The following is an 18484-nucleotide window of genomic DNA, read 5'->3' as shown; positions in this document are numbered from 1 at the left end:
AATAGTTTATAAACATATCCCGAACGAGTTCACGTGATGTCATTTAATTTCTCTTTTATATAAAGAGGCACAATTACGCAATTTATCAGTAGCCCTCTTTTTTATCCGGATCATAAAATTTCTGCAGTAACAGCCGAAAGTTTCAATAGCTTTATCAGACGTTCGTAATACTATTTCTTCTTTAACCCATATCGACTATAACCTATATATATTAAAGGCAACAGTACAATAAATAATAAGATGTACAGAAACATCAATAACGAAATCTGACGAAATACAAACGAACCAATCTGAAAAAGAATCGGCGTCCTCACTGCATTAAAAATATTAGTCAATACAGTTGGCAGCAAATTGAAAAAAGCATCAAATGCCGGTAATACTCTTGCGATAAACGGCATCATACAAAGCAGGAAAAACGGGATACAAATCGCCAGATTCGGTGTATGCATCTTAACTGTCACCAGCATAGTCAACGCAGCACAAAACATTGTCACGATATACCCGCCCACAAGTATCAGCAAATAATATTCTCCATATGTCATAACATAAATACTGTATGGATCATCAATCTGATACGGCGTGAAAAATCCGCTTGTTCCCATTACTGCAAATGAGATAAGAGACAATACCCCCACTCCGATCCAATAGGTAACCGTTGACACAAGTATTCCCGCAAAAATCTTGTTTTTTATTGCCTTCGTTCTTCCATATTTAGTGGCAAAAAAAACATCCTCTGTTCCCGGGCGGAACTCTCCGGAAAATATACCAGCTACCAAAAAACCTATGATCACTGCCATTAACAGTACATAAGTTTGTGCGTACATTGTCATCGTAGTCCAGGAATCTTTTGCTTCGAACATAAAAGGTATTTCTATCTTTTTATAAACGCTTTCCAGATAACTTCTCTTTTCAGGTGTAGTACCATACTCTTCCACTATTTTCTTCATATTGTCCTGATAGATTGTATAGATATTCTGTAGCTGTTCATCTGAAAGCTGATATACTACACTTTCATTCCATTCTGAATCTGGAGTCATTATGCCAATTACAAAACTATAAATATCATAATATGACTGTACTGTTTTTCCATATTCTGTATTTGGTATTTCATCCGGATATTTGGCAGATATCGTCTTGTAATCATTTATTACTTCGGAAATTTTCTCCGCTGTAAGTTCCCCTTTCCATTGATTGATATTTTCAGCCAGAAGCCGTCCCGATTCAATCCCAGTGTGATTTTGCCCCTCTTCATCCACATAGCGCATACTTCCGACTGCCATACCGGAATAAATAATCGTCACCACAAGCACTGCCGCAAGCAAAACCTGATTAACCCGCTTAGAAAAGATCTTTTTCAACTCATATTTGAACATCATCTTTATCACCTGCCTTTTCTCCAAAATACAGAAGAAATGCATCCTCCAGTGTTGTCTCCACCTGTACTGCATTCCTTGCCGGCGGCGTCTTTGAAAGGACTCTTAGTTCCACTCCGTCGGCAACTGTCCTTACATTTCCAGTCAGATATTTCTTCATATAATTATTCAGTTCCCTTTTAGGAACAGTACAATTCCATACTGACATATCCATAGACAAAATAATCTCATCCGATGTTCCTGTATAGAAAAATTTTCCTTCTTTCATCAATATGATTTCATTTGCCACGTATTCGACATCTGACACAATGTGGGTAGACAGCAGGACAAGGCGGTCTTCCGACAATTCACTGACCAGATTTCGGAACCGGATTCTCTCATTCGGATCAAGACCGGCGGTTGGCTCATCCAATACTAATATCCGCGGATCATTCAACATCGCCTGAGCAATTCCGACTCTCCGGATCATTCCCCCTGATAAAGTGCGCATCTTTTTTTTTCGCTTTTCAGCCATCCCGACCTGCTCTAGCAGTTTTAAAGCCCTTTTCTTTGCCACGATGGGACGGAGTCCTTTGATGGATGCAATATACATCATGTAGTCATACACTGAAAGATCCGGATAAAACCCGTAATTCTGCGGCAGATAACCGAGTATCCCTCTATAAGATGCTCCCAAACTGAAGATATCCTTTCCATTCCACAAGATTTCTCCGCTTGTCGGATTTATCGCTGTACACAGCATCCGCATCAAAGTGGTTTTCCCCGCTCCGTTTACTCCCAATAACCCATATACACCTTTCTCCATAGAATGTGTTACGTGATCTACTGCATGTACATCTCCATAAGCTTTTGTTACATTTTTAAATTGCAGTTCCACTCGACTTCACCTCCCAGTTTATTTCGCAGTTACATTGCGATTTGTGAACACAAAAGATCAGATAACCAAACGATATGATCAGCAAGCCAACCCAGATCGGTACCGAAATTTTCTGATAAATAGAATCTGTGGACACAATCAGCGTCCAAATCAGTATGCAGGATATACTTAGAAAAACAGCAATATGCTCCATATCATTCCATTTGCTATACAATAGTCGGAAACAGATACAACAGGAAACATTAAGCGGCACTAGAAAATCTATGATGATCCGGTATGCCGAAATCTGTAGTGTATAAACTGAAATACTGAAAAAAGCTGTAATCATAACCAGATCCACTGCTGCAAATAGCAATGTCCTTGCAGCACAGATCTGGCGCAGTGAATAGAATGCCGTTTTTTCGATCTCGACTGCAGAAAATCTCCGGTTCTTCCAGATTTCAGGTACGATCATCACAGAAAACATCACCGACATAGCCCCCAGTGTCCGCTCTGTATTTGCTCCTCCATCTGAGTCCGCCAGCAGAATCCAAAGCAGAAACAGGATTCCTCCCTGCAGGGCCCACCATCTTTTCTTGATAAATTTGAACTGCTCAAATAAAAATTCGAAATATGACGCCCGTCTGTTATCCTGACGGCTCACAATGTCTGAACACCGTTCCATTACTGTGCAAACTGCCGTTTCCTGTATATATTCCTTCTGTATCAAGGATTTATACTCCTTGATTTTTCTCTGATACTGCTTCAATCTCTTCCCTCCTCCAACTGTTTTGACAGTAATTCTTTTGCTTTCGAAACACGATATTTTACAAGTGATAATTTTATATGTAATAAATCAGAAATTTCTTTTTGTTTTAACCCCTGAAAGAAAAACAAGATTGCCGTCTCTTTTATTTCTTCCGGAAGCAGATCCAACGCCCGTTCTACATCAAGCCGGATTTCTATTTCTGTCAGATTATCCTTTTCTATATCCGGCAACTGATCCAATAATATTTCCTTCTTTTTTTTATAGTAGTTTTTAATGATATTTCCCGCTATGCTGTATAGATAGCTCTTCGCCTTTCCTATTTCAGCTCCGCTCATCAGCGCTCCGAAAAACCTCACAAAAGTTTCTTGTACCATATCTTCTGCACATTCTTGATTGTGGATGTGCAGAAAGCAATATTGATAGATAAAAGAATAATATTTTTCAACAAACTGATTACCTGCATGGTTGTTGCCGTTTCTGATTTTCTGTAGTAATAAGAAGTCAGAAGTCATCTCATTCCTCCTTCCTCATTTGCCCCCTATATTTTACCCTCCTATATACTAAGACACCTAACAAGCATAAAAAGTTAGTTAAAGATAAATTATTTTTTAATTTTTATTTTAGAGTCTCGATATACTCCTCCAGACACAATCCTTTTTTCTGCATTTCCAGGGCAGCATCCACCCCTACATACCTATAATGCCAGGGTTCATTGTTCACTCCTGTAATTTCTATCTTATTATCAGGATACCTTTTAATAAAACCATATTTATATGCATTATTGGCAAGCCATGTATAAACAGCATCCGAAGAACACTTGGACGTATCCGCATTGATATCAACGGCTATCCCAAGTTCATGCTCACTTGTTCCAGGTTCGGCAACATATTCTTTCGCAAGTTTTTTTGCCTCCCCACGTGAATAGCCTTCATCCTGATACTGCTGAATTCTCTCATTCATAATATCTTTCTGATCCTGAGTTGTCCTGTACCCTTCCCTTACAAATAATTCAAGTCCCTCAGCTCTGGCATCATCAAACATCTGCTGAAGCTGAGGATAGATTCTCGAATCCACTTTTTCTCCGTTTGATAATTCTGTGAGTTCTACCTCATAATTACGGGGAACACAATAATCGTCATTTACAAGAATCAAGTTCCATCCAAAAGAAGTATCAGCTTCCCTTCTAAATAGATTGAAACTGTTAATCATCGGAATTTCACCCTGAATCGCCATATACGAAACAGCCCGCAAAAGCACAAATCCCAATATAAACACTAAAGCAACCACAGCGATTTGCTTCAAAAGTCTCTTTCGCCTGGTATACCGTTTATAACTTCTCATGTTTATCACCTTCAATCTGCTTTCAAATTTAATAATCTATATTTTATGACAATTCAGCATATAGAAAAGTTAGTTATTCGTGAAAATTATTTTTAAATTTAGAACTTGCATAACCACTACGATGTAAAAACAGTTTAGAGGCATTTATGACAGAGATTGATTTTATCTGGTTTTCGACTTTCTCCACGAAAGTGGCAAAAAATACCTGGCTACGAATTCCTTCGCTTAGGGCAAATCTGAAATCCTGAACGCTTTTATTCCTGTAGCCGACAAATTTGTCATCAACATAAGGCAAAAGCTTCATTGAGGAATCTATTTCATTTGACATATACTACATCTAGTGTTATACTGTTCTTATATCAATTATTTGTGTCAATCCGGAAAGGATTTATCACACGCAGTTTAGGTTTGAAACGTAGTCAGGAGTTTTCCTATGCCCAACAAGCAGCAGGGACTTCTGGCTTTTTTTATTTTGCAGGAAACTGCATCTATTTTGAGAATGAACATAAGCGTCATTCTCTTTTTTTATGCCTGAACGCAGGGAAAGGAGGATTACGGAAACAAATGATTCCGGAACTGGCACGCCACAAAAGAAAGGAGACTCTATGTCAGTCAAAAGAATTAAGAATCTTGTAAAACAACTCAATGAATACCGTCATGCCTACTACAATCAGGATGCCCCTCTGGTATCTGATGCCGAGTATGACCGACTCTTTGACGAACTGAAGGAACTGGAGGAACAGACTGGTTTCATCCTGTCAAATTCTCCGACACAGACGGTTGGATATTATCCGGTCAGTGAACTTGCCAAAGTCACCCATCCGATTCCACTGCTCTCGCTTGAGAAAACAAAACTGATTTCAGAGCTTTTAGATTTCATGAAAGGACAGGAAGTTCTCTTTATGCTGAAACTGGACGGTTTGACTACCAAACTCATTTACGAAGATGGCAGACTGATTCAGGCTTCTACCCGTGGAGATGGTGAAGTGGGGGAAGATATTACACACAATATCCCGGCATTTTTAAATGTACCGCTTACCATTCCACACAAAGAACGTCTGGTCATTACCGGTGAGTCTTTTATACCAACCAATGATTTTGAACGTCTGAAAGATACTCTGCGTGATGGAAATGGAAAACCTTATAAAAACGGACGTAATTTTGCTTCCGGATCAGTACGAAGTCTTGATCCGAAGAACTGTATCGGACGTTGTGTTCGCTTTCTTCCGTTCAATGTATTAGAAGGAATGGAGGATGTTCCCTTCCCGGACAGCAGAGCCTGCAAATTAGAAGGTTTAACACACCTGGGCTTTGGTTACTGCCCGTTTTTCTCAATTTCAGGAACCGGACTTTCAAAAGAATATGCGGAGAAATTCATTCAGGAATTGGTATCCACAGCAGCAAATTTACATCTTCCTATCGATGGCATTGTCATGATTTTTGACAGTCTCAGCTACTCCAAAAGCTGCGGAAAAACCGGACACCACTATAAGGACGGCCTCGCCTATAAGTTTGAGGATGATACCTACGAAACTTTCTTGCGTGAAATTGAATGGACACCGACCAGATTCGGAGAGATTGCTCCGGTCGGCATCTTCGATACCGTGGAGATTGACGGCTGTGATGTTTCCAGAGCTTCCCTTCATAATCTGACCTTTATCAAAAATCTGGAGCTTGTACCCGGATGCCGGATTCTTGTTTCCAAACGAAACATGATCATCCCACATATAGAGGATAATCTGGATCGTGGAAGGTATACCGACATCACGCCTCCGGTCTGCCCTTGCTGTGGTTCCAAAACCAGAACCTACAGCCGTAAGACCAGCGACGGTCGCACCGTAGAAACTCTGCATTGTGATAATCCGCAGTGCGACAGCCAGATCACAAGAAGGTTTGTCCATTTTGCCAGCAAGAAGGCAATGAACATCGAAGGACTGTCAGAAGCCACTTTAGAAAAATTCCTGAATCTGGGCTATCTGCACTCTTTTCAGGACATCTATCATCTGGAGGAACACCGGGAAGATATTGTGGCACTGGACGGATATGGTGAGAAATCTTTCGACCGCTTGTGGGAATCCATCAACGCCAGCCGGAGGACCAGCTTTGTCCGCTATCTGGTTTCCATGGATATTCCTATGATCGGCAGAACCAAAAGCCGGATTCTGGACACCGTATTTTCCGGAAATTTAACTGCATTTGAACAGGCGGCTGTCGGAGATTACGACTTCACTCAGTTAGAGGATTTTGGCGAAATCTTAAATCACAACATCCATTCCTGGTTTGCAGATGAAGCAAATCTTGATTTATGGAAAAACTTACAGAACGAATTCACATTTGAACAAAGAAAGGAAGAGACCATTATGACAAAAGAAAACAAATTTACAGGATGTACCATCGTAGCAACAGGGAAACTGGAGCATTTTACCAGAGACGGTATCAACGATAAGATTCTGGAGCTTGGTGCCAAACCTGGCAGCTCTGTAACAAAGAAAACCGATTACCTGATCTGCGGGGAAAAAGCCGGCAGCAAACTGGCAAAAGCCCAGAGCCTTGGTATTCCAATTCTTACAGAAGCTGAATTTTTGGAGATGATTGCATAACCATCTCTGCAATAGATGAGAATTATTTTGAGGTGTGGCTGAAAGGCCGCACCTCTTTTACAAAGGAGGAATTTATAATGAATCAAACAAATACAAGCAAGCGCATACCTACACAGATCAATGAATTTCGGGGAGATTATGCTTTTCTAAGCAATTTCTATCCGGCACCGGTCTCTTACATGGGACAAACCTATGCAAATAATGAAGCTGCTTTTCAAGCGCAGAAAACACTCTCTGCGAGAGAGCAACGCAAATTCTGTATTTTTCGGATGCATAATCCTTCTGATGCAAAGAAACTCGGCAGAGATCTTACATTACGCCCGGACTGGGAAAAAGTGAAAGTCCGGCTCATGTATGAAATCTGCATGTGCAAATTCATGCAGAACCCGGAACTCCGGGATAAACTTCTTGCAACCGGAGAGTCCACACTTATTGAAGGAAACAACTGGGGTGACTATTTCTGGGGCAAAGTCAATAACTGCGGAGAAAACCAGTTAGGAATCATCCTGATGGATGTACGTGCGAAGCTGCAGTGGAATGCAGAAACAGCGCCCAATAATATACCTCAATGTCTGCAATAAAGGAAAGGATGGTCTAATAGAATGAATGAAAATGCAAAAACAAAATTAGTGCTTGAGTATACTGGCATGGATGATTTTTCCTGTCCGGTATATAAGGACCAATTCGGAAAGTTGTGGAAGGATATTGACCTTGGCAAAGAGCCTGAACCGAATCTTTATTCTTTATCTTTTAACCATATTGATGGAGAACCTTCCCATCCCATACAGCAGGAGTACACATTTCATCCGGCTCCGTATCAAAGAAGTTCCTATGAATTCGAGTACCGGATGTTAAGTAAATTACAGTCTGACTGTGAATACTATCTGGGCTACGGAAATCGCAGTCCGTCTATCCTATGCAATCATAGCGTTCAAAACCATATTGCCCGTATGAAAGAATTATGGAATGGTTTTCCCACAGATCAGAAACCGGAATGGCTGACCTGGGAACAGCTTCTTCAGTACGAAAAAGTAATGACAGAAACCGGAATACCCGTGAAGAACTGCTCAGACTAGACAATTCATCATTTATCAGAAATTACCCTCTATATTATCCATTCATATTTTGATATAATAGGAACAGTTGAAAGAAAGGAGCATTTCCCATGTATCTGAAAAGAAAAGTTTACGATCAGCTTCTGGATTGGAAAAACGATACCGTCCACAGCACCTTGGAAGTGAATGGTGCCAGACAGGTCGGAAAAACATATATTATCAATAAATTTGCGGATGAGAACTTCAGGCACAAGATCTACATTAACCTGTTTGATTTGTCCGGCAAACAATTTATGGAATGTTACAAAAAAGCCACAGACTGGACTCCCGGTACAAAACGACCGGAGCAGCCGCTTCACGATGCTTTTAAACTCTTCGATCCGGATTTTGAAGATACCAACGATACAGTCATCATTATTGATGAAATTCAGGAATCCTCAGAGATATTCAACCGTATCCGAGAATTTACCCGCTATTTTCAAGCGCATTTCATTGTAACTGGAAGTTATCTGGGACGTGTACTGGAACCGGAATTCAAATTCTCCAGTGGAGATATTACCAGTATCCGTATTTATACCCTTTCCTTTAAAGAGTTTTTGGAAGCATTGGATGACCAGCTTTTTCAGAAATATCTATCACTTCCACTGGATCATGCAGATGACACCGTACCGGAACTATATGACGAATTAAAGAATGTTTACGACATCTATAGACAGATTGGCGGCTATCCAAAGGTTGTGGAAACATACCTTAACACAAAAGACGTGGAAGCAGCTCAAAAAGAGCTTGTTAGAATCATCCGCATTTTCTTAAACGAATCTATGCGGTACTTTGATGACATCACAGATATTAGTGTTTTTACCAACATCTTTTTAAGCATCTGCCGTATTCTGCTTCGTGAAAAGAAAGGATTAGATGAGGACAGTATAAGTGAAGAACTGCAAAAGCTCGTTACAAAGAATTACTCCAGTAATCTTTCTAAAGCAACCTGCTATCGTGCTATCAACTGGCTTTATCATTCTGGAATCATCGGTTTCTGTGGCAAAATCACAGAACTGGACATCCTGAATTTCAAACCGGGAAGCCGCTGCTTCTTCATGGATCTTGGAGTTGCATATTATTATCTCTCCAGAACTGGTGCTACTGTATCAACTATGGATGGCTCATTGAACGAAAACTATGTTTACATTAACTTGTCCAAACGCCAGGAATTCCCGGAAGAAATTATCTTTGAGACACCGGCTTTTGCTACTTATAAAGGTGGTGAAATTGATTTTGTAGCTCAGACATTGAAAACTCACATCCGCTATCTGATTGAAGTTAAAGCCGGTAAGGGAACTGCATCTACTGCCTTGAAGGCATTGGAACAGGGGAAGGCCCACAAACTATTGTATTTAAAAGGTGATACCAAAGGCGGAACCGCTGGGAATGTACAAACACTTCCCCTATACCTGCTGGAGCAATATCATTTTTAATCTATAAAAGACTTCGAGCCGCCCATCCGGACGGCTCTTTTCATCTATATTCTTGTATATTTATTTTACTAACAGCGCATCATTCTTTGAAAGAAGATATATACAGTATTGATTCATACTGATGCCTTCTTTTTTTGAGTGTTCCGCCAGATCCCGGTGTAAGCTGCGTGGCATCCTTATTTTAAACTGTCCCGAATACTCTTCCAGGCTTCCCGGTTCGTGAATCTCAATCCCTTCTTCCAGTGCAGCTTCTAACCATGCTTTTTTTGCATCCGCTGCATTTTCAACTGCCCTTTCTATCGTCTCTCCACAGGTGATGCATCCCGGCAGTTCCGGATAAGAAACCACAAATCCACCTTCATCCTTATCTTCCACAATTTCCATGCGATAGGACATTGCCAAATAATCATTCAGTGTCTTCATCGTTTTTCGCCTCACTTTCTACAATCTGCTTTACCATTTCAACATAAATTTTCTTGATTGGTTCGTGTTTCGGTATTGTTATCGGCTGGCATCCCGCTTTACGGAATGTATAATGGCTGCTCCCACTTCTCGGAGCATTTATCTCATATCCATAACTTTCTAATACTTTTCTTAATTCATCAAAACGAAGGTCTTTCGATAATGAGCAAATTCTTGTCAATAGTTTATCCCATTTCGACATCTTTAATGCCTCCTATCTATAGTATATGTGGTGTCATATATGGTGTCAATCTGTTTTTCATCTTTCTTGGTCAAATAAGGCTGCAGCTCTTTCTTAGCATCCGCTACAAATGCTTCTTTCCTCGCACTTACCATATATATCTTCCAGAGCATCAAATGCAGGATTTCCGCATCCACCACACTGCATTTCTTTTGAACCATGCGGATAAACGGGCAGATTACTGTATCTGACAGCTTTTCTCCTTTAAGCAGCAGCTCCCCATCCGTTCCATATACTTCATACAGACATTCCAGAATACTCCTCAGATCTGTCACAAATCGGAAGGCGGGCTTTACATATTTCTTTTTGGCTTCCATCATCTATCTCCTCTACATCCGAACAGTCAGCCCGCCGAGGCGTGTCTTCGGAAGTCCCACAAGATACCAGTCCTCGTCCATTTCAATCCGAACCGGAATCCATACATCCCTTACCTCCACATCAAAGCATTCTCCACAATGCAGTCCCCCATAATAGGATTCAATACCAAACCGGATATCATATCTTCCCATAGACGGATCATAAATCAAAGTACCTATTCTTTTTTCACTCATATTGCTTTCCTCCTGAAATTCTTTGTTCTATATAAGTAATATGGCTTTCATTCTAGGTATTGGAAAGTTCCGGATATTTTTCATAAAAAGTTTTACGATACCGGTAAAAGGTAGATTGTGTCATTCCCAGACTCTTCCGAAGCTGTGTCGGTGTCATTTTTCCGGAAATAACGCTCTGGAAGTTCTCGTCAAAGGTTTCCTGCTTCATCACGCATGGTCTTCCATAATCATCCCATTCGCCCCGCAATTTCTTCGCTTCTATACCTTCCCGCTGTCGCTTCTCCTTTTTCTCCAGCTCTGCCTGCGCCATAGAAGCATAAAGCTCCAGCATCATGTTATTGATTGTTTCCAGCATCATCCTTGCCATCGCATTATCCATCACAGATAAGTCCATAAGCGTAGTCGGCAGTTCCAAAACCATAAGCCGCACTCCCATGTCCTTGATCCGCTGGATCTGCTGCATGGTGTCATGCTTGTTTCTCCCCAGTCTGTCCAATTCTGTAACAATCAAAATATCTCCCAGCCGCAGGACATCCTCCACTAAAACGGTATATCTCGGACGATTAAAATTCTTCCCTGTCTCCTGATCCGTAAAAATATTCGTAAGTGCCATCTCATGCTCGTTACAGTACCGCTCAATTTCCTGTATGCCACGATCAAGATGCTGCTCCTTTGTACTGGTGCGGTGATATCCATATATCTGCATCCACATTTCTCCTTTCCCTGTCCCAAAATATCCACACTTTTGTTGGCATATCTCAAAACTGTGTGTGTAACCTTTTTAAGATATAATCCCCCTTTCCGGAACGTACTTCTAAAATGTATACATTTTGGGATATGTTTCTTTTCTATTTCTGTACGTACCAGAGCCGAAAAGTGCAACAAATATGACAAAAAACTCCCAGAGGATGTTACTCCCCTGAGAGTGGTTGAAACTTATAGCCCACACCTCGGACGGTGCGGATGTAATTCCAGTTCCGAGAATCTACTTTTAACTTTTTACGAAGCTGGCTAATGCAGCACATAACCGCATTAGCACAGTCAATCGGTTCTTCCTTCCAGACATTACGATAAATCTCCTCGTGAGAGAATACCCAGCCAGGATGTTCTGTTAGATATTTTAGTACCGTAAATTCTTTCAGACTCAATTCAATCTTTTGATCATTCATAAAAACAGTATGACAGCGAATATCTATCTGTAGGTTTTTGTCTTTGTAATGCAATTTACTTTCCTCCTAATCTGTTTCACCTTATCACAGCTAATCTAAAATGCTATTATTAGACTGCCAAAACTCAAATTCAAAACCAGAGCAATGCTTTACCTGCAAATAGTCTGGTAATAGACCAGTAGAATCGCAATAGCTGCAAGAGCCAGAAACGGCAAACACATAATTACCGGGGCAGAGTGAAGTGATAAATAAGAACCACTGATTTTTTAGCATTTCAGCCGGATATACAAGCCATCCCCATAGATTGGTGACCGTTACTGTTAAAATTACAGCACTGCCTATATATGTGGCAGCTCCTTTCCGGGTAAAGTTAAAGTCGCAGACCTTTACGACCTACGGCTTAATAGTACGAAAAGACATTAACTTTTCTGTAAAAGAATTTGATGTACTTTATATGCTATATTCAAATCCAGGGATGGCTTTTACTAAACAACAGATTTATGAAGCAGTTTGGCATGAAAAAGCAAATGGTTATTTCCACGCCGTGGAAAACACTATTTTTCAAATACGCAAGAAGATAAAAAAGTATTCCAGCGACAAGAATTACATAAAAACAGTAGTTGGATATGGGTATAAATTTGAAGTTTAATCTGCAGGATATAAGGAGCACCGGGTTTGAGGGAGATTCCCCACTAAGAAAATTTCTATGTTCTGGCTACAAAGCCGGAACATAGGTCGGCATCCATCCCTGTTTCTTCCCAATCCTGCAGACCTAATAAGAAATCAGCTAGTGACTTCTTCATCAAAAGTCTTTTTTTAGAGAAATAATCCATTTTTCAATAGCATCCGCCAAAACTATCTGCTGTTGCAATACTGCCATACCAGTCTTAGGGATTTCCGGATCATTCTCTTTCTCTCGAAGATTTTCCTCCAGATAAGTTTTTAATATTTCAATATTTTCCTCAATACTGGCAATACATGATTGTTGACTTTCAGGCGGTAACTTATCCAAATTTACAATTACTGCATTAAAATCTAAAAAAAAGTGAATGGGTTTAGAGGCTGTTTCCATCATAAGCTTTACAAATTCTTTTTCGCCTTCATCTGTTAATGAATAAACTGCTTTTTCAGGCATCTTACCTTCTTTCACAATTTCTCCTTTAATGAAGCCTTTTTCCTCCAACTGAATTGCTTTTTTGTAAATGGATGGTGTACTGATTTTTACCCATTTTGATATATTACGATATTCCACTAATTTTTGAATATCATAGGCTCCCATCGGTTCCTTTTTCAATATTCCTAACACAATTAAATCTATTGTAGCCATAGTTCACCCACTTTCTATATCCACGAAAGCTATAAAATACTTACGGTTATATATACTGTAATTTATAGTATTTGATTTTATACCTCTTGTCAAGGAAATTGCAGGATACACGCTTGACAACTACTATAAATTATAGTAGTATTCTCTCACGTAGTATACTATAATTTATACTACTATAATTTATATTCTTAATTGAAAGGAGTATTTGAAATGAACAAGAATAACAACAAAATGGATTTATTAGGAAATGCACCTGTTCCCCAAGCACTAATGGCTCTTGGTATACCGATAATGATTGGTATGCTTATTAACGCTCTCTACAATTTGGTGGATGCTTATTTCATAGGAGGACTTGGCGAGAGTCAAATGGGTGCAATTTCCATTGCGTTTCCTTTAGGACAAGTAGTTGTTGGTTTAGGTCTGATGTTTGGCAATGGTGCCGCCTCCTACTTATCAAGACTTTTAGGGCGAGGAGATAGGGAAGCTGCAAGTAAAGTCGCCAGTACTGCATTATACAGCAGTGTTTGTATTGGCGCAGTTATTATTATCGGAACTGCAATTTTTTTGAAACCTATTTTAACCATGTTAGGTGCAACAGACACGATTATGCCATACGCCCTTTCTTATGGAAGAATCTATGTTATTTCATGTATTTTCAATGTATTTAATGTAACGATGAACAATATCGTTGCAAGTGAAGGCGCCGCAAAAACAACTATGTGTGCATTATTATTAGGAGCTGTATTGAATATTGGTTTAGATCCTATTTTCATCTATACTCTCGACATGGGGGTTGCTGGTGCGGCAATCGCTACAGCAATTTCTCAAATGGCTTCTACTCTTGTATATTTAATTTATGCATTACAGAAAAAAAGCGCTTTTACATTTTCCATTAAGGAATTTTGTCCTTCTAAGCAGATCATAACTGAAATTCTGAAAATCGGTATACCCACATTGACTTTCCAGCTTCTTACAAGCCTTTCTATCGCATTCATAAACCGGGAAGCTAATATCTATGGAGATGCTGTTATCGCCGGAATGGGCGCTGTTACAAGAATCACTTCAATGGGAACTCTGGTTGTGTTCGGCTTCTTAAAAGGTTTCCAACCAATTGCCGGCTTTAGCTATGGTGCCAAAAAGTTTGATCGGCTCAGGGAAGCAATTAAAACTTCTATCTTATGGTCAACAATATTTTGTGTAGTTGTGGGATTGACAATAGCCCTATTTTCCACACAGATTATTTCGCAATTTACAGAAGGCAATACAGAGATGATTTCTGTAGGTCAAAAATCGCTAATGGCAAATGGATTTTCCTTCTTCGTATTTGGATTTTACACAGTGTATTCTTCTCTGTTTCTTGCACTTGGAAAAGGCACCGCCGGATTCGTTCTTGGGGCTTGCCGACAAGGTATTTGCTTTGTTCCGATCATTCTGTTGCTCCCATCATTCTGGGGCATAAATGGAATACTATATGCACAACCGATTGCCGATGTAATTTCTGCTATTGTTACTGTGTTTATGGCTCTACATCTTCATAAAGAACTGGCAACAACAAAAGAGCATTAAAGCATCAGGCAACATAATAGATCAACACCGTCTGCCGCTTCGAACTGAGGCAATATCACCCTTCAAAAAACAATCACTCCCAGAGGATGTTACTCCCCTGAGAGTGATTGCAGCCTTTGTTTAAGATAACTTACTCAATTATCTGGAATCTCTGGATACACTGAAGCAATGTACTTACCAGTTCCTGATACAGATCTTCATCAAATCTGCCATTCACAATCGCATTCTTAATTAAAAGCGGCTTATATATCTCTAAAATCTTCAGTACCGCATCTGCATTTCCTTCTTTTGCCTTTAAAAGTAATCGTTCAAAATTCATTAGTTTTCACCTCCCATCACCTTGCGGATCTTCCGGATTGCATAATAATAAATACCCTTGCATCGCTCCTCTGATAACCCGTTTAGCCTGCTCATTTCCTCAAAAGTACGTTCTTCAAACACATGCTGGTAAATCAGCTTCCGTTCTTCATCCCGCAGCGTATGAAGCGCTTTCATCAGTCTTTCATCTGACATCTTATTCCATTCTGGATATTTCCCCTGTGCCTCCTGCAATAAAAGCTGCTCCCTCGTTTGGTTCTCCAGCAATTCTTCGATTACAATTCTTGCCTCCATCTGTCCAATATCCTCCAACAGTTCTTCTGCATCAGCCATCTGGATTTTCTTCTCCAGATAATCATGTCGTTTTCCACGGACAAACTGTATCAGATATGCTGTAAAGTGATTTTGTATCTTTGATCCTGTATATGTTTTTTTGTTCATTTGTTTTATCCTCCGAAATTTTTTATCACGTTCCAAAAAATTCCGAGGATGGCGGTGAGCGGCAACAAAACGTGACACTGCCTTCATTTTTTCGAAAAAAAGAAAGGCTGGACCACTCTATTCGTAGTCCAGCCGATACTTCTCTTTCTATGTAATTGTGTAGGATATGCGATGATAGTATCTCATATACTGCATATTCTAACTTCTCTCCGACACATTGTATGGATAAGATTTTTTTAACAGATTCAGTTCCTCTTTGGCTTTTATCTTATGCTGTCCATTCATGTCTGTCGTACTTACTTCCATGTTTCTCTATTTGTGCATGTGTTATCCTGCTTATCATAACGCACTTTAACGCATTTCGTATAGTGTTAATCTACGATAAAATATATGCATTAAGTGAGGTGATATAGATGGTGAAAAAATTATTGGGAGATGCAGTCAGGGAAGAACGTCTCCGCCGCAATCTTTCGCAAAACAGCCTTGCGGAACAGGCAAAGATTTCTTTACGGACTGTCTCTGATATTGAAAACTATATTGGCAATCCACAGTTGGAAACACTTTATGCCTTGGCAACTTACTTACATATTTCCATAGATGCTATATTTTCTAACCAGAAAACGAACCCGGATTCTACCATGCAGCAAATCATGGCAGAACTAAATTCCTGCCCGGAGGAGCAGAAACAGCTTGCCCTTTCTACACTGCGTGGACTTCTGGATGGATTCAAGAACCTAAGTTAAGGCTCTCCCGTATCCTTCATCATCTACACATTATACAAAGACAATCTGTGAGTAATCTGTGAATAGTCTGTGAGTTTTCTGTCTATTCCCATTCTGATACAAAGAACAGGAGAGTACACTGCCATAAGCATGTGTATCTCTCCTGCTTTTTTATGCCCTGCGAAATGCACTGATAGCATCCACTACATTCTGTCTCATAGTCTGATCCATCCGCAGCGGTTCTTCTTCCATCAAATCAACTTCTGTGGGCATTTCTCTATTTATCTTAGAAACGTCCTGCCCTTCCAATACCTTTCTTACTTCTTCCCGGATGATTTGCTGCATCATTGGCCGGAGCATATCCGGTTCCATGCTTATACTGCCATTACCTGTCTCATCCGTTCTTCCCGTATATGCCAGAATTGCCGCAACGATCAGTTTTGCTTTTTTCTCTGTCGTATTCAGAAGTTCTGTCACATACACGTGATCTGGATCCGACTTATCAAAACCAATAGTGAATACAAACGGATTTTTCTTTCCCATAAAATCACACTCCAGCCTGTGTCATGCGATACAAAAGATCATATCCATCGGCATTTGCTTTCATATCCCGGATAAAGGTATGTTTTCCCAACCGGTCTGCCTGCTCCAGAAATCGTTCCAGAAGCACTGCTCCGCCGCCGATAAACACCGTATAAGTAGATTTTGTATCAATGCCCCGCTCTCGGATGCTGTTCAGAAGATCGGTAACAAAATTCTGAACCATGGTTTCTACTGCCTGTACAACAGCTTCCTCATAATACTGCGTTTTTCCCTTGATGATACTGTCGATATCTGCCTCCTCCAGAAGCATGTCATATTCACTGTTAATACTGGAAATGATATCGTTATACATGGTAATCACACCTTTTTCCAGAGAATCACAATAATCCATATCCGGTCTGCCACTTCTCATCAGAAGATAATCAGAAGTAAATCCGCCAATATCAATCCCTACGACTTTCGGAATCTCACGGATTTCCATCATCCTCGTCATCATGGCTGCATAATCCTGCGGAAACGCCATTACATTCTGTATACAGAGGTGATAGACTTTATCGTTGAAGCACAGTTCCTGCACCTTCCCGTCCCCTTTGAAATAGCGTTCATATCTCTCACAAAGCTCTGCAAAATGCTTCGGCGGAAGCCCAATCGGAAGTTCCACCTGAATGACATCCTCCGGCTGGATCTGGCTTTTCTGCTCCAGCTCCATTGCAATGGCAAATAAGGTCAGAATCCAGAATCGGTTCCGGCTGTCCTGCGTCTTGTCCCTCTGGTACGGAATCCGCTTCTCACTAAGGGTATAATACTTTCCCTGATATTTCAGATACTTCTCTCCCCTGGCAGGCTTTTTATCCTGTTCCGTCAGTCCTGTGGTAAAGATAAAATGACAGGTTTTCATGTTCCGGTTCCCGTGATCCACGGCTACTCTTAATTTTTTAATCATAATGATTTCACTCCTTTGTATTTGATACTTATTCTGTACGTAGGAGGTACCTAGAGTGCAACTCTTTATAATCCATTTTCTTATTTTACCAATCAAAAAATTCAAAAAACAAAAATTAAAAATTATCTTTTTTAATTTTTTAAATAAATGCAACCGTTACAATATTTACTGTGTATCTTATTACAAAGGGAACCTTGGAAAGGAGTCGTGTACATATATGAAGGCTTATAAAAAATAATCAGTTTTATCCTAACACTCGTTATGATGCTGTCGCTAAGTGTTAATGTTTTTGCAGCAGAGCCGCTTACAGATGACCCTAATATGATTGAATGGAAGTACACTGTGTTTGCTGACGAAAGCCTGCAGAAAGTTGTTGAAGAAGGTGTTATTCCAAATGCATATGCCCGATATACTTGGCGCGGAATCACATTGAAAAATGGCGAAGTCGCCATATTAACACCATCAAATAACAGTATGGGACTTTATTGTAATAGCGGCAGATACATAACTATAAATTACACTTTGAGCCGTTCTGCTTTTCATCGTTCAAGAGTACGCGCATACGTAGCTGGACCTTCATCAGAATTTGTGCGTGAGATTACAGCAAGTGGTTTGCGTTCAGGATTTACGACACAGGCAACAGATTACTATTACGGCATGGTAACTAATCTGTCCTCTGATGCCTTTACAATCAAATCATTTTCTATTACATTTTAATAGTGGAAAATATTT

At 40.0% G+C, this 18484-nt stretch carries 25 protein-coding genes; 8 read left to right on the top strand and 17 right to left on the bottom strand.

What is annotated here, in order from left to right:
• Window positions 1–170: 170 nt before the first annotated feature.
• The 6 genes from PGZ10_RS05810 to PGZ10_RS05785 form a co-directional block, all read right to left on the bottom strand.
• Entirely contained in the window at window positions 171–1376 is a 1206-nt protein-coding gene (locus PGZ10_RS05810; protein WP_270540937.1) for an ABC transporter permease, read from the bottom strand.
• Entirely contained in the window at window positions 1360–2250 is an 891-nt protein-coding gene (locus PGZ10_RS05805; protein WP_008373946.1) for an ABC transporter ATP-binding protein, read from the bottom strand. The genes PGZ10_RS05810 and PGZ10_RS05805 overlap by 17 nt, the downstream gene beginning before the upstream one ends.
• On the bottom strand, window positions 2234–2998 hold the full coding sequence (locus tag PGZ10_RS05800; protein ID WP_117470419.1) for a hypothetical protein: 765 nt from the start codon (window positions 2996–2998) through the stop codon (window positions 2234–2236). The genes PGZ10_RS05805 and PGZ10_RS05800 overlap by 17 nt, the downstream gene beginning before the upstream one ends.
• Complete coding sequence (locus PGZ10_RS05795; RefSeq protein ID WP_117470420.1) at window positions 2995–3510, bottom strand: RNA polymerase sigma factor; 516 nt, start codon at window positions 3508–3510, stop codon at window positions 2995–2997. Before PGZ10_RS05795 ends, PGZ10_RS05800 begins: the two co-directional genes overlap by 4 nt.
• A gap of 103 nt (window positions 3511–3613) precedes the next feature.
• Complete coding sequence (locus tag PGZ10_RS05790) at window positions 3614–4339, bottom strand: M15 family metallopeptidase (protein WP_008373954.1); 726 nt, start codon at window positions 4337–4339, stop codon at window positions 3614–3616.
• Between the two features lie 73 nt (window positions 4340–4412).
• Complete coding sequence (locus PGZ10_RS05785) at window positions 4413–4667, bottom strand: hypothetical protein (RefSeq protein WP_005333435.1); 255 nt, start codon at window positions 4665–4667, stop codon at window positions 4413–4415.
• 277 nt (window positions 4668–4944) lie between these two features.
• Here PGZ10_RS05785 and ligA point away from each other — a divergent pair, with 277 nt between their 5' ends.
• From ligA to PGZ10_RS05765, 4 genes are all read left to right on the top strand, one after another.
• A complete protein-coding gene (gene ligA, locus PGZ10_RS05780) occupies window positions 4945–6939 on the top strand; it encodes an NAD-dependent DNA ligase LigA (RefSeq protein WP_040015507.1) in 1995 nt (664 codons plus the stop codon).
• Between the two features lie 77 nt (window positions 6940–7016).
• On the top strand, window positions 7017–7520 hold the full coding sequence (locus PGZ10_RS05775) for an NADAR family protein (RefSeq protein ID WP_023921566.1): 504 nt from the start codon (window positions 7017–7019) through the stop codon (window positions 7518–7520).
• 21 nt (window positions 7521–7541) lie between these two features.
• Window positions 7542–8015 (top strand): LPD11 domain-containing protein, encoded by a 474-nt coding sequence (locus PGZ10_RS05770; RefSeq protein WP_005333427.1) that lies wholly within the window; start codon window positions 7542–7544, stop codon window positions 8013–8015.
• 89 nt (window positions 8016–8104) lie between these two features.
• On the top strand, window positions 8105–9469 hold the full coding sequence (locus PGZ10_RS05765) for an ATP-binding protein (RefSeq protein WP_117470422.1): 1365 nt from the start codon (window positions 8105–8107) through the stop codon (window positions 9467–9469).
• Window positions 9470–9529: 60 nt separating this feature from the next.
• On the opposite strand, the gene PGZ10_RS05760 is transcribed toward PGZ10_RS05765, so the two are convergent.
• The 6 genes from PGZ10_RS05760 to PGZ10_RS05735 all read right to left on the bottom strand — a co-directional run bounded on the left by PGZ10_RS05760 (window position 9530) and on the right by PGZ10_RS05735 (window position 11946).
• Window positions 9530–9892, bottom strand: coding sequence for a type II toxin-antitoxin system HicB family antitoxin (locus PGZ10_RS05760; RefSeq protein WP_005333424.1), 363 nt, complete (start codon window positions 9890–9892; stop codon window positions 9530–9532).
• Window positions 9876–10133 (bottom strand): type II toxin-antitoxin system HicA family toxin, encoded by a 258-nt coding sequence (locus PGZ10_RS05755; RefSeq protein WP_005333422.1) that lies wholly within the window; start codon window positions 10131–10133, stop codon window positions 9876–9878. The genes PGZ10_RS05760 and PGZ10_RS05755 overlap by 17 nt, the downstream gene beginning before the upstream one ends.
• A gap of 2 nt (window positions 10134–10135) precedes the next feature.
• Complete coding sequence (locus PGZ10_RS05750; protein WP_117470423.1) at window positions 10136–10492, bottom strand: hypothetical protein; 357 nt, start codon at window positions 10490–10492, stop codon at window positions 10136–10138.
• Window positions 10493–10501: 9 nt separating this feature from the next.
• Window positions 10502–10723 carry a DUF5348 domain-containing protein gene (locus PGZ10_RS05745; protein WP_117470424.1) on the bottom strand — a complete coding sequence of 74 codons (222 nt, stop codon included), beginning with the start codon at window positions 10721–10723 and terminating at the stop codon, window positions 10502–10504.
• A gap of 52 nt (window positions 10724–10775) precedes the next feature.
• The gene (locus PGZ10_RS05740) at window positions 10776–11429 is read right to left on the bottom strand and encodes a recombinase family protein (RefSeq protein WP_270540927.1); all 654 of its coding nucleotides are present in this window, start codon (window positions 11427–11429) and stop codon (window positions 10776–10778) included.
• 205 nt (window positions 11430–11634) lie between these two features.
• Window positions 11635–11946 (bottom strand): winged helix-turn-helix domain-containing protein, encoded by a 312-nt coding sequence (locus PGZ10_RS05735; RefSeq protein ID WP_023921561.1) that lies wholly within the window; start codon window positions 11944–11946, stop codon window positions 11635–11637.
• Between the two features lie 253 nt (window positions 11947–12199).
• On the opposite strand from PGZ10_RS05735, the gene PGZ10_RS16790 reads away from it, so the two are divergent.
• Window positions 12200–12541: a winged helix-turn-helix domain-containing protein gene (locus PGZ10_RS16790; RefSeq protein WP_005333412.1), complete on the top strand. Its 342-nt coding sequence runs from the start codon at window positions 12200–12202 to the stop codon at window positions 12539–12541.
• A 153-nt stretch (window positions 12542–12694) separates the two neighbouring features.
• Here the strand turns inward: PGZ10_RS16790 and PGZ10_RS05725 are convergent, their stop codons facing one another.
• Window positions 12695–13219 (bottom strand): PadR family transcriptional regulator, encoded by a 525-nt coding sequence (locus PGZ10_RS05725; RefSeq protein ID WP_005333410.1) that lies wholly within the window; start codon window positions 13217–13219, stop codon window positions 12695–12697.
• A gap of 210 nt (window positions 13220–13429) precedes the next feature.
• Here PGZ10_RS05725 and PGZ10_RS05720 point away from each other — a divergent pair, with 210 nt between their 5' ends.
• Window positions 13430–14785: an MATE family efflux transporter gene (locus PGZ10_RS05720; RefSeq protein ID WP_005333407.1), complete on the top strand. Its 1356-nt coding sequence runs from the start codon at window positions 13430–13432 to the stop codon at window positions 14783–14785.
• Window positions 14786–14915: 130 nt separating this feature from the next.
• Here the strand turns inward: PGZ10_RS05720 and PGZ10_RS05715 are convergent, their stop codons facing one another.
• Window positions 14916–15104, bottom strand: a complete 189-nt coding sequence (locus PGZ10_RS05715; RefSeq protein ID WP_005333406.1) for a helix-turn-helix domain-containing protein — start codon at window positions 15102–15104, stop codon at window positions 14916–14918.
• On the bottom strand, window positions 15104–15544 hold the full coding sequence (locus PGZ10_RS05710) for a sigma factor-like helix-turn-helix DNA-binding protein (RefSeq protein WP_023921559.1): 441 nt from the start codon (window positions 15542–15544) through the stop codon (window positions 15104–15106). Before PGZ10_RS05710 ends, PGZ10_RS05715 begins: the two co-directional genes overlap by 1 nt.
• 413 nt (window positions 15545–15957) lie before the next feature.
• Between PGZ10_RS05710 and PGZ10_RS05705 the strand changes: the two genes are divergently transcribed.
• Window positions 15958–16287: a helix-turn-helix transcriptional regulator gene (locus tag PGZ10_RS05705; protein ID WP_005333402.1), complete on the top strand. Its 330-nt coding sequence runs from the start codon at window positions 15958–15960 to the stop codon at window positions 16285–16287.
• A gap of 150 nt (window positions 16288–16437) precedes the next feature.
• On the opposite strand, the gene PGZ10_RS05700 is transcribed toward PGZ10_RS05705, so the two are convergent.
• Together PGZ10_RS05700 and PGZ10_RS05695 are read right to left on the bottom strand one after the other, a co-directional pair.
• Window positions 16438–16809 carry a hypothetical protein gene (locus PGZ10_RS05700; RefSeq protein ID WP_005333400.1) on the bottom strand — a complete coding sequence of 124 codons (372 nt, stop codon included), beginning with the start codon at window positions 16807–16809 and terminating at the stop codon, window positions 16438–16440.
• Window positions 16810–16813: 4 nt separating this feature from the next.
• Window positions 16814–17752 (bottom strand): ParM/StbA family protein, encoded by a 939-nt coding sequence (locus tag PGZ10_RS05695; protein ID WP_020436706.1) that lies wholly within the window; start codon window positions 17750–17752, stop codon window positions 16814–16816.
• Window positions 17753–18073: 321 nt separating this feature from the next.
• Here PGZ10_RS05695 and PGZ10_RS05690 point away from each other — a divergent pair, with 321 nt between their 5' ends.
• Window positions 18074–18469 carry a hypothetical protein gene (locus tag PGZ10_RS05690; RefSeq protein WP_118011129.1) on the top strand — a complete coding sequence of 132 codons (396 nt, stop codon included), beginning with the start codon at window positions 18074–18076 and terminating at the stop codon, window positions 18467–18469.
• Window positions 18470–18484 lie beyond the last annotated feature (15 nt).

The organism is Coprococcus sp. AF102-57, from assembly GCF_027686195.1.
GTDB lineage: Bacteria > Bacillota > Clostridia > Lachnospirales > Lachnospiraceae > Allocoprococcus > Allocoprococcus comes.
Note: the sequence above shows the minus strand (reverse complement) of the source record. Positions and strands in the feature narration are given on the sequence as shown.

Coding starts and splice junctions, on each gene's coding strand:
- PGZ10_RS05810 (WP_270540937.1), bottom strand. CDS start 1,376: ATGATGTTCAAATATGAGTTGAAAAAGATCTTTTCTAAGCGGGTTAAT.
- PGZ10_RS05795 (WP_117470420.1), bottom strand. CDS start 3,510: ATGACTTCTGACTTCTTATTACTACAGAAAATCAGAAACGGCAACAAC.
- PGZ10_RS05790 (WP_008373954.1), bottom strand. CDS start 4,339: ATGAGAAGTTATAAACGGTATACCAGGCGAAAGAGACTTTTGAAGCAA.
- PGZ10_RS05785 (WP_005333435.1), bottom strand. CDS start 4,667: ATGTCAAATGAAATAGATTCCTCAATGAAGCTTTTGCCTTATGTTGAT.
- ligA (WP_040015507.1), top strand. CDS start 4,945: ATGTCAGTCAAAAGAATTAAGAATCTTGTAAAACAACTCAATGAATAC.
- PGZ10_RS05775 (WP_023921566.1), top strand. CDS start 7,017: ATGAATCAAACAAATACAAGCAAGCGCATACCTACACAGATCAATGAA.
- PGZ10_RS05770 (WP_005333427.1), top strand. CDS start 7,542: ATGAATGAAAATGCAAAAACAAAATTAGTGCTTGAGTATACTGGCATG.
- PGZ10_RS05765 (WP_117470422.1), top strand. CDS start 8,105: ATGTATCTGAAAAGAAAAGTTTACGATCAGCTTCTGGATTGGAAAAAC.
- PGZ10_RS05760 (WP_005333424.1), bottom strand. CDS start 9,892: ATGAAGACACTGAATGATTATTTGGCAATGTCCTATCGCATGGAAATT.
- PGZ10_RS05755 (WP_005333422.1), bottom strand. CDS start 10,133: ATGTCGAAATGGGATAAACTATTGACAAGAATTTGCTCATTATCGAAA.
- PGZ10_RS05750 (WP_117470423.1), bottom strand. CDS start 10,492: ATGATGGAAGCCAAAAAGAAATATGTAAAGCCCGCCTTCCGATTTGTG.
- PGZ10_RS05745 (WP_117470424.1), bottom strand. CDS start 10,723: ATGAGTGAAAAAAGAATAGGTACTTTGATTTATGATCCGTCTATGGGA.
- PGZ10_RS05740 (WP_270540927.1), bottom strand. CDS start 11,429: ATGCAGATATATGGATATCACCGCACCAGTACAAAGGAGCAGCATCTT.
- PGZ10_RS05725 (WP_005333410.1), bottom strand. CDS start 13,219: ATGGCTACAATAGATTTAATTGTGTTAGGAATATTGAAAAAGGAACCG.
- PGZ10_RS05720 (WP_005333407.1), top strand. CDS start 13,430: ATGAACAAGAATAACAACAAAATGGATTTATTAGGAAATGCACCTGTT.
- PGZ10_RS05715 (WP_005333406.1), bottom strand. CDS start 15,104: ATGAATTTTGAACGATTACTTTTAAAGGCAAAAGAAGGAAATGCAGAT.
- PGZ10_RS05710 (WP_023921559.1), bottom strand. CDS start 15,544: ATGAACAAAAAAACATATACAGGATCAAAGATACAAAATCACTTTACA.
- PGZ10_RS05705 (WP_005333402.1), top strand. CDS start 15,958: ATGGTGAAAAAATTATTGGGAGATGCAGTCAGGGAAGAACGTCTCCGC.
- PGZ10_RS05700 (WP_005333400.1), bottom strand. CDS start 16,809: ATGGGAAAGAAAAATCCGTTTGTATTCACTATTGGTTTTGATAAGTCG.
- PGZ10_RS05695 (WP_020436706.1), bottom strand. CDS start 17,752: ATGATTAAAAAATTAAGAGTAGCCGTGGATCACGGGAACCGGAACATG.
- PGZ10_RS05690 (WP_118011129.1), top strand. CDS start 18,074: ATGATTGAATGGAAGTACACTGTGTTTGCTGACGAAAGCCTGCAGAAA.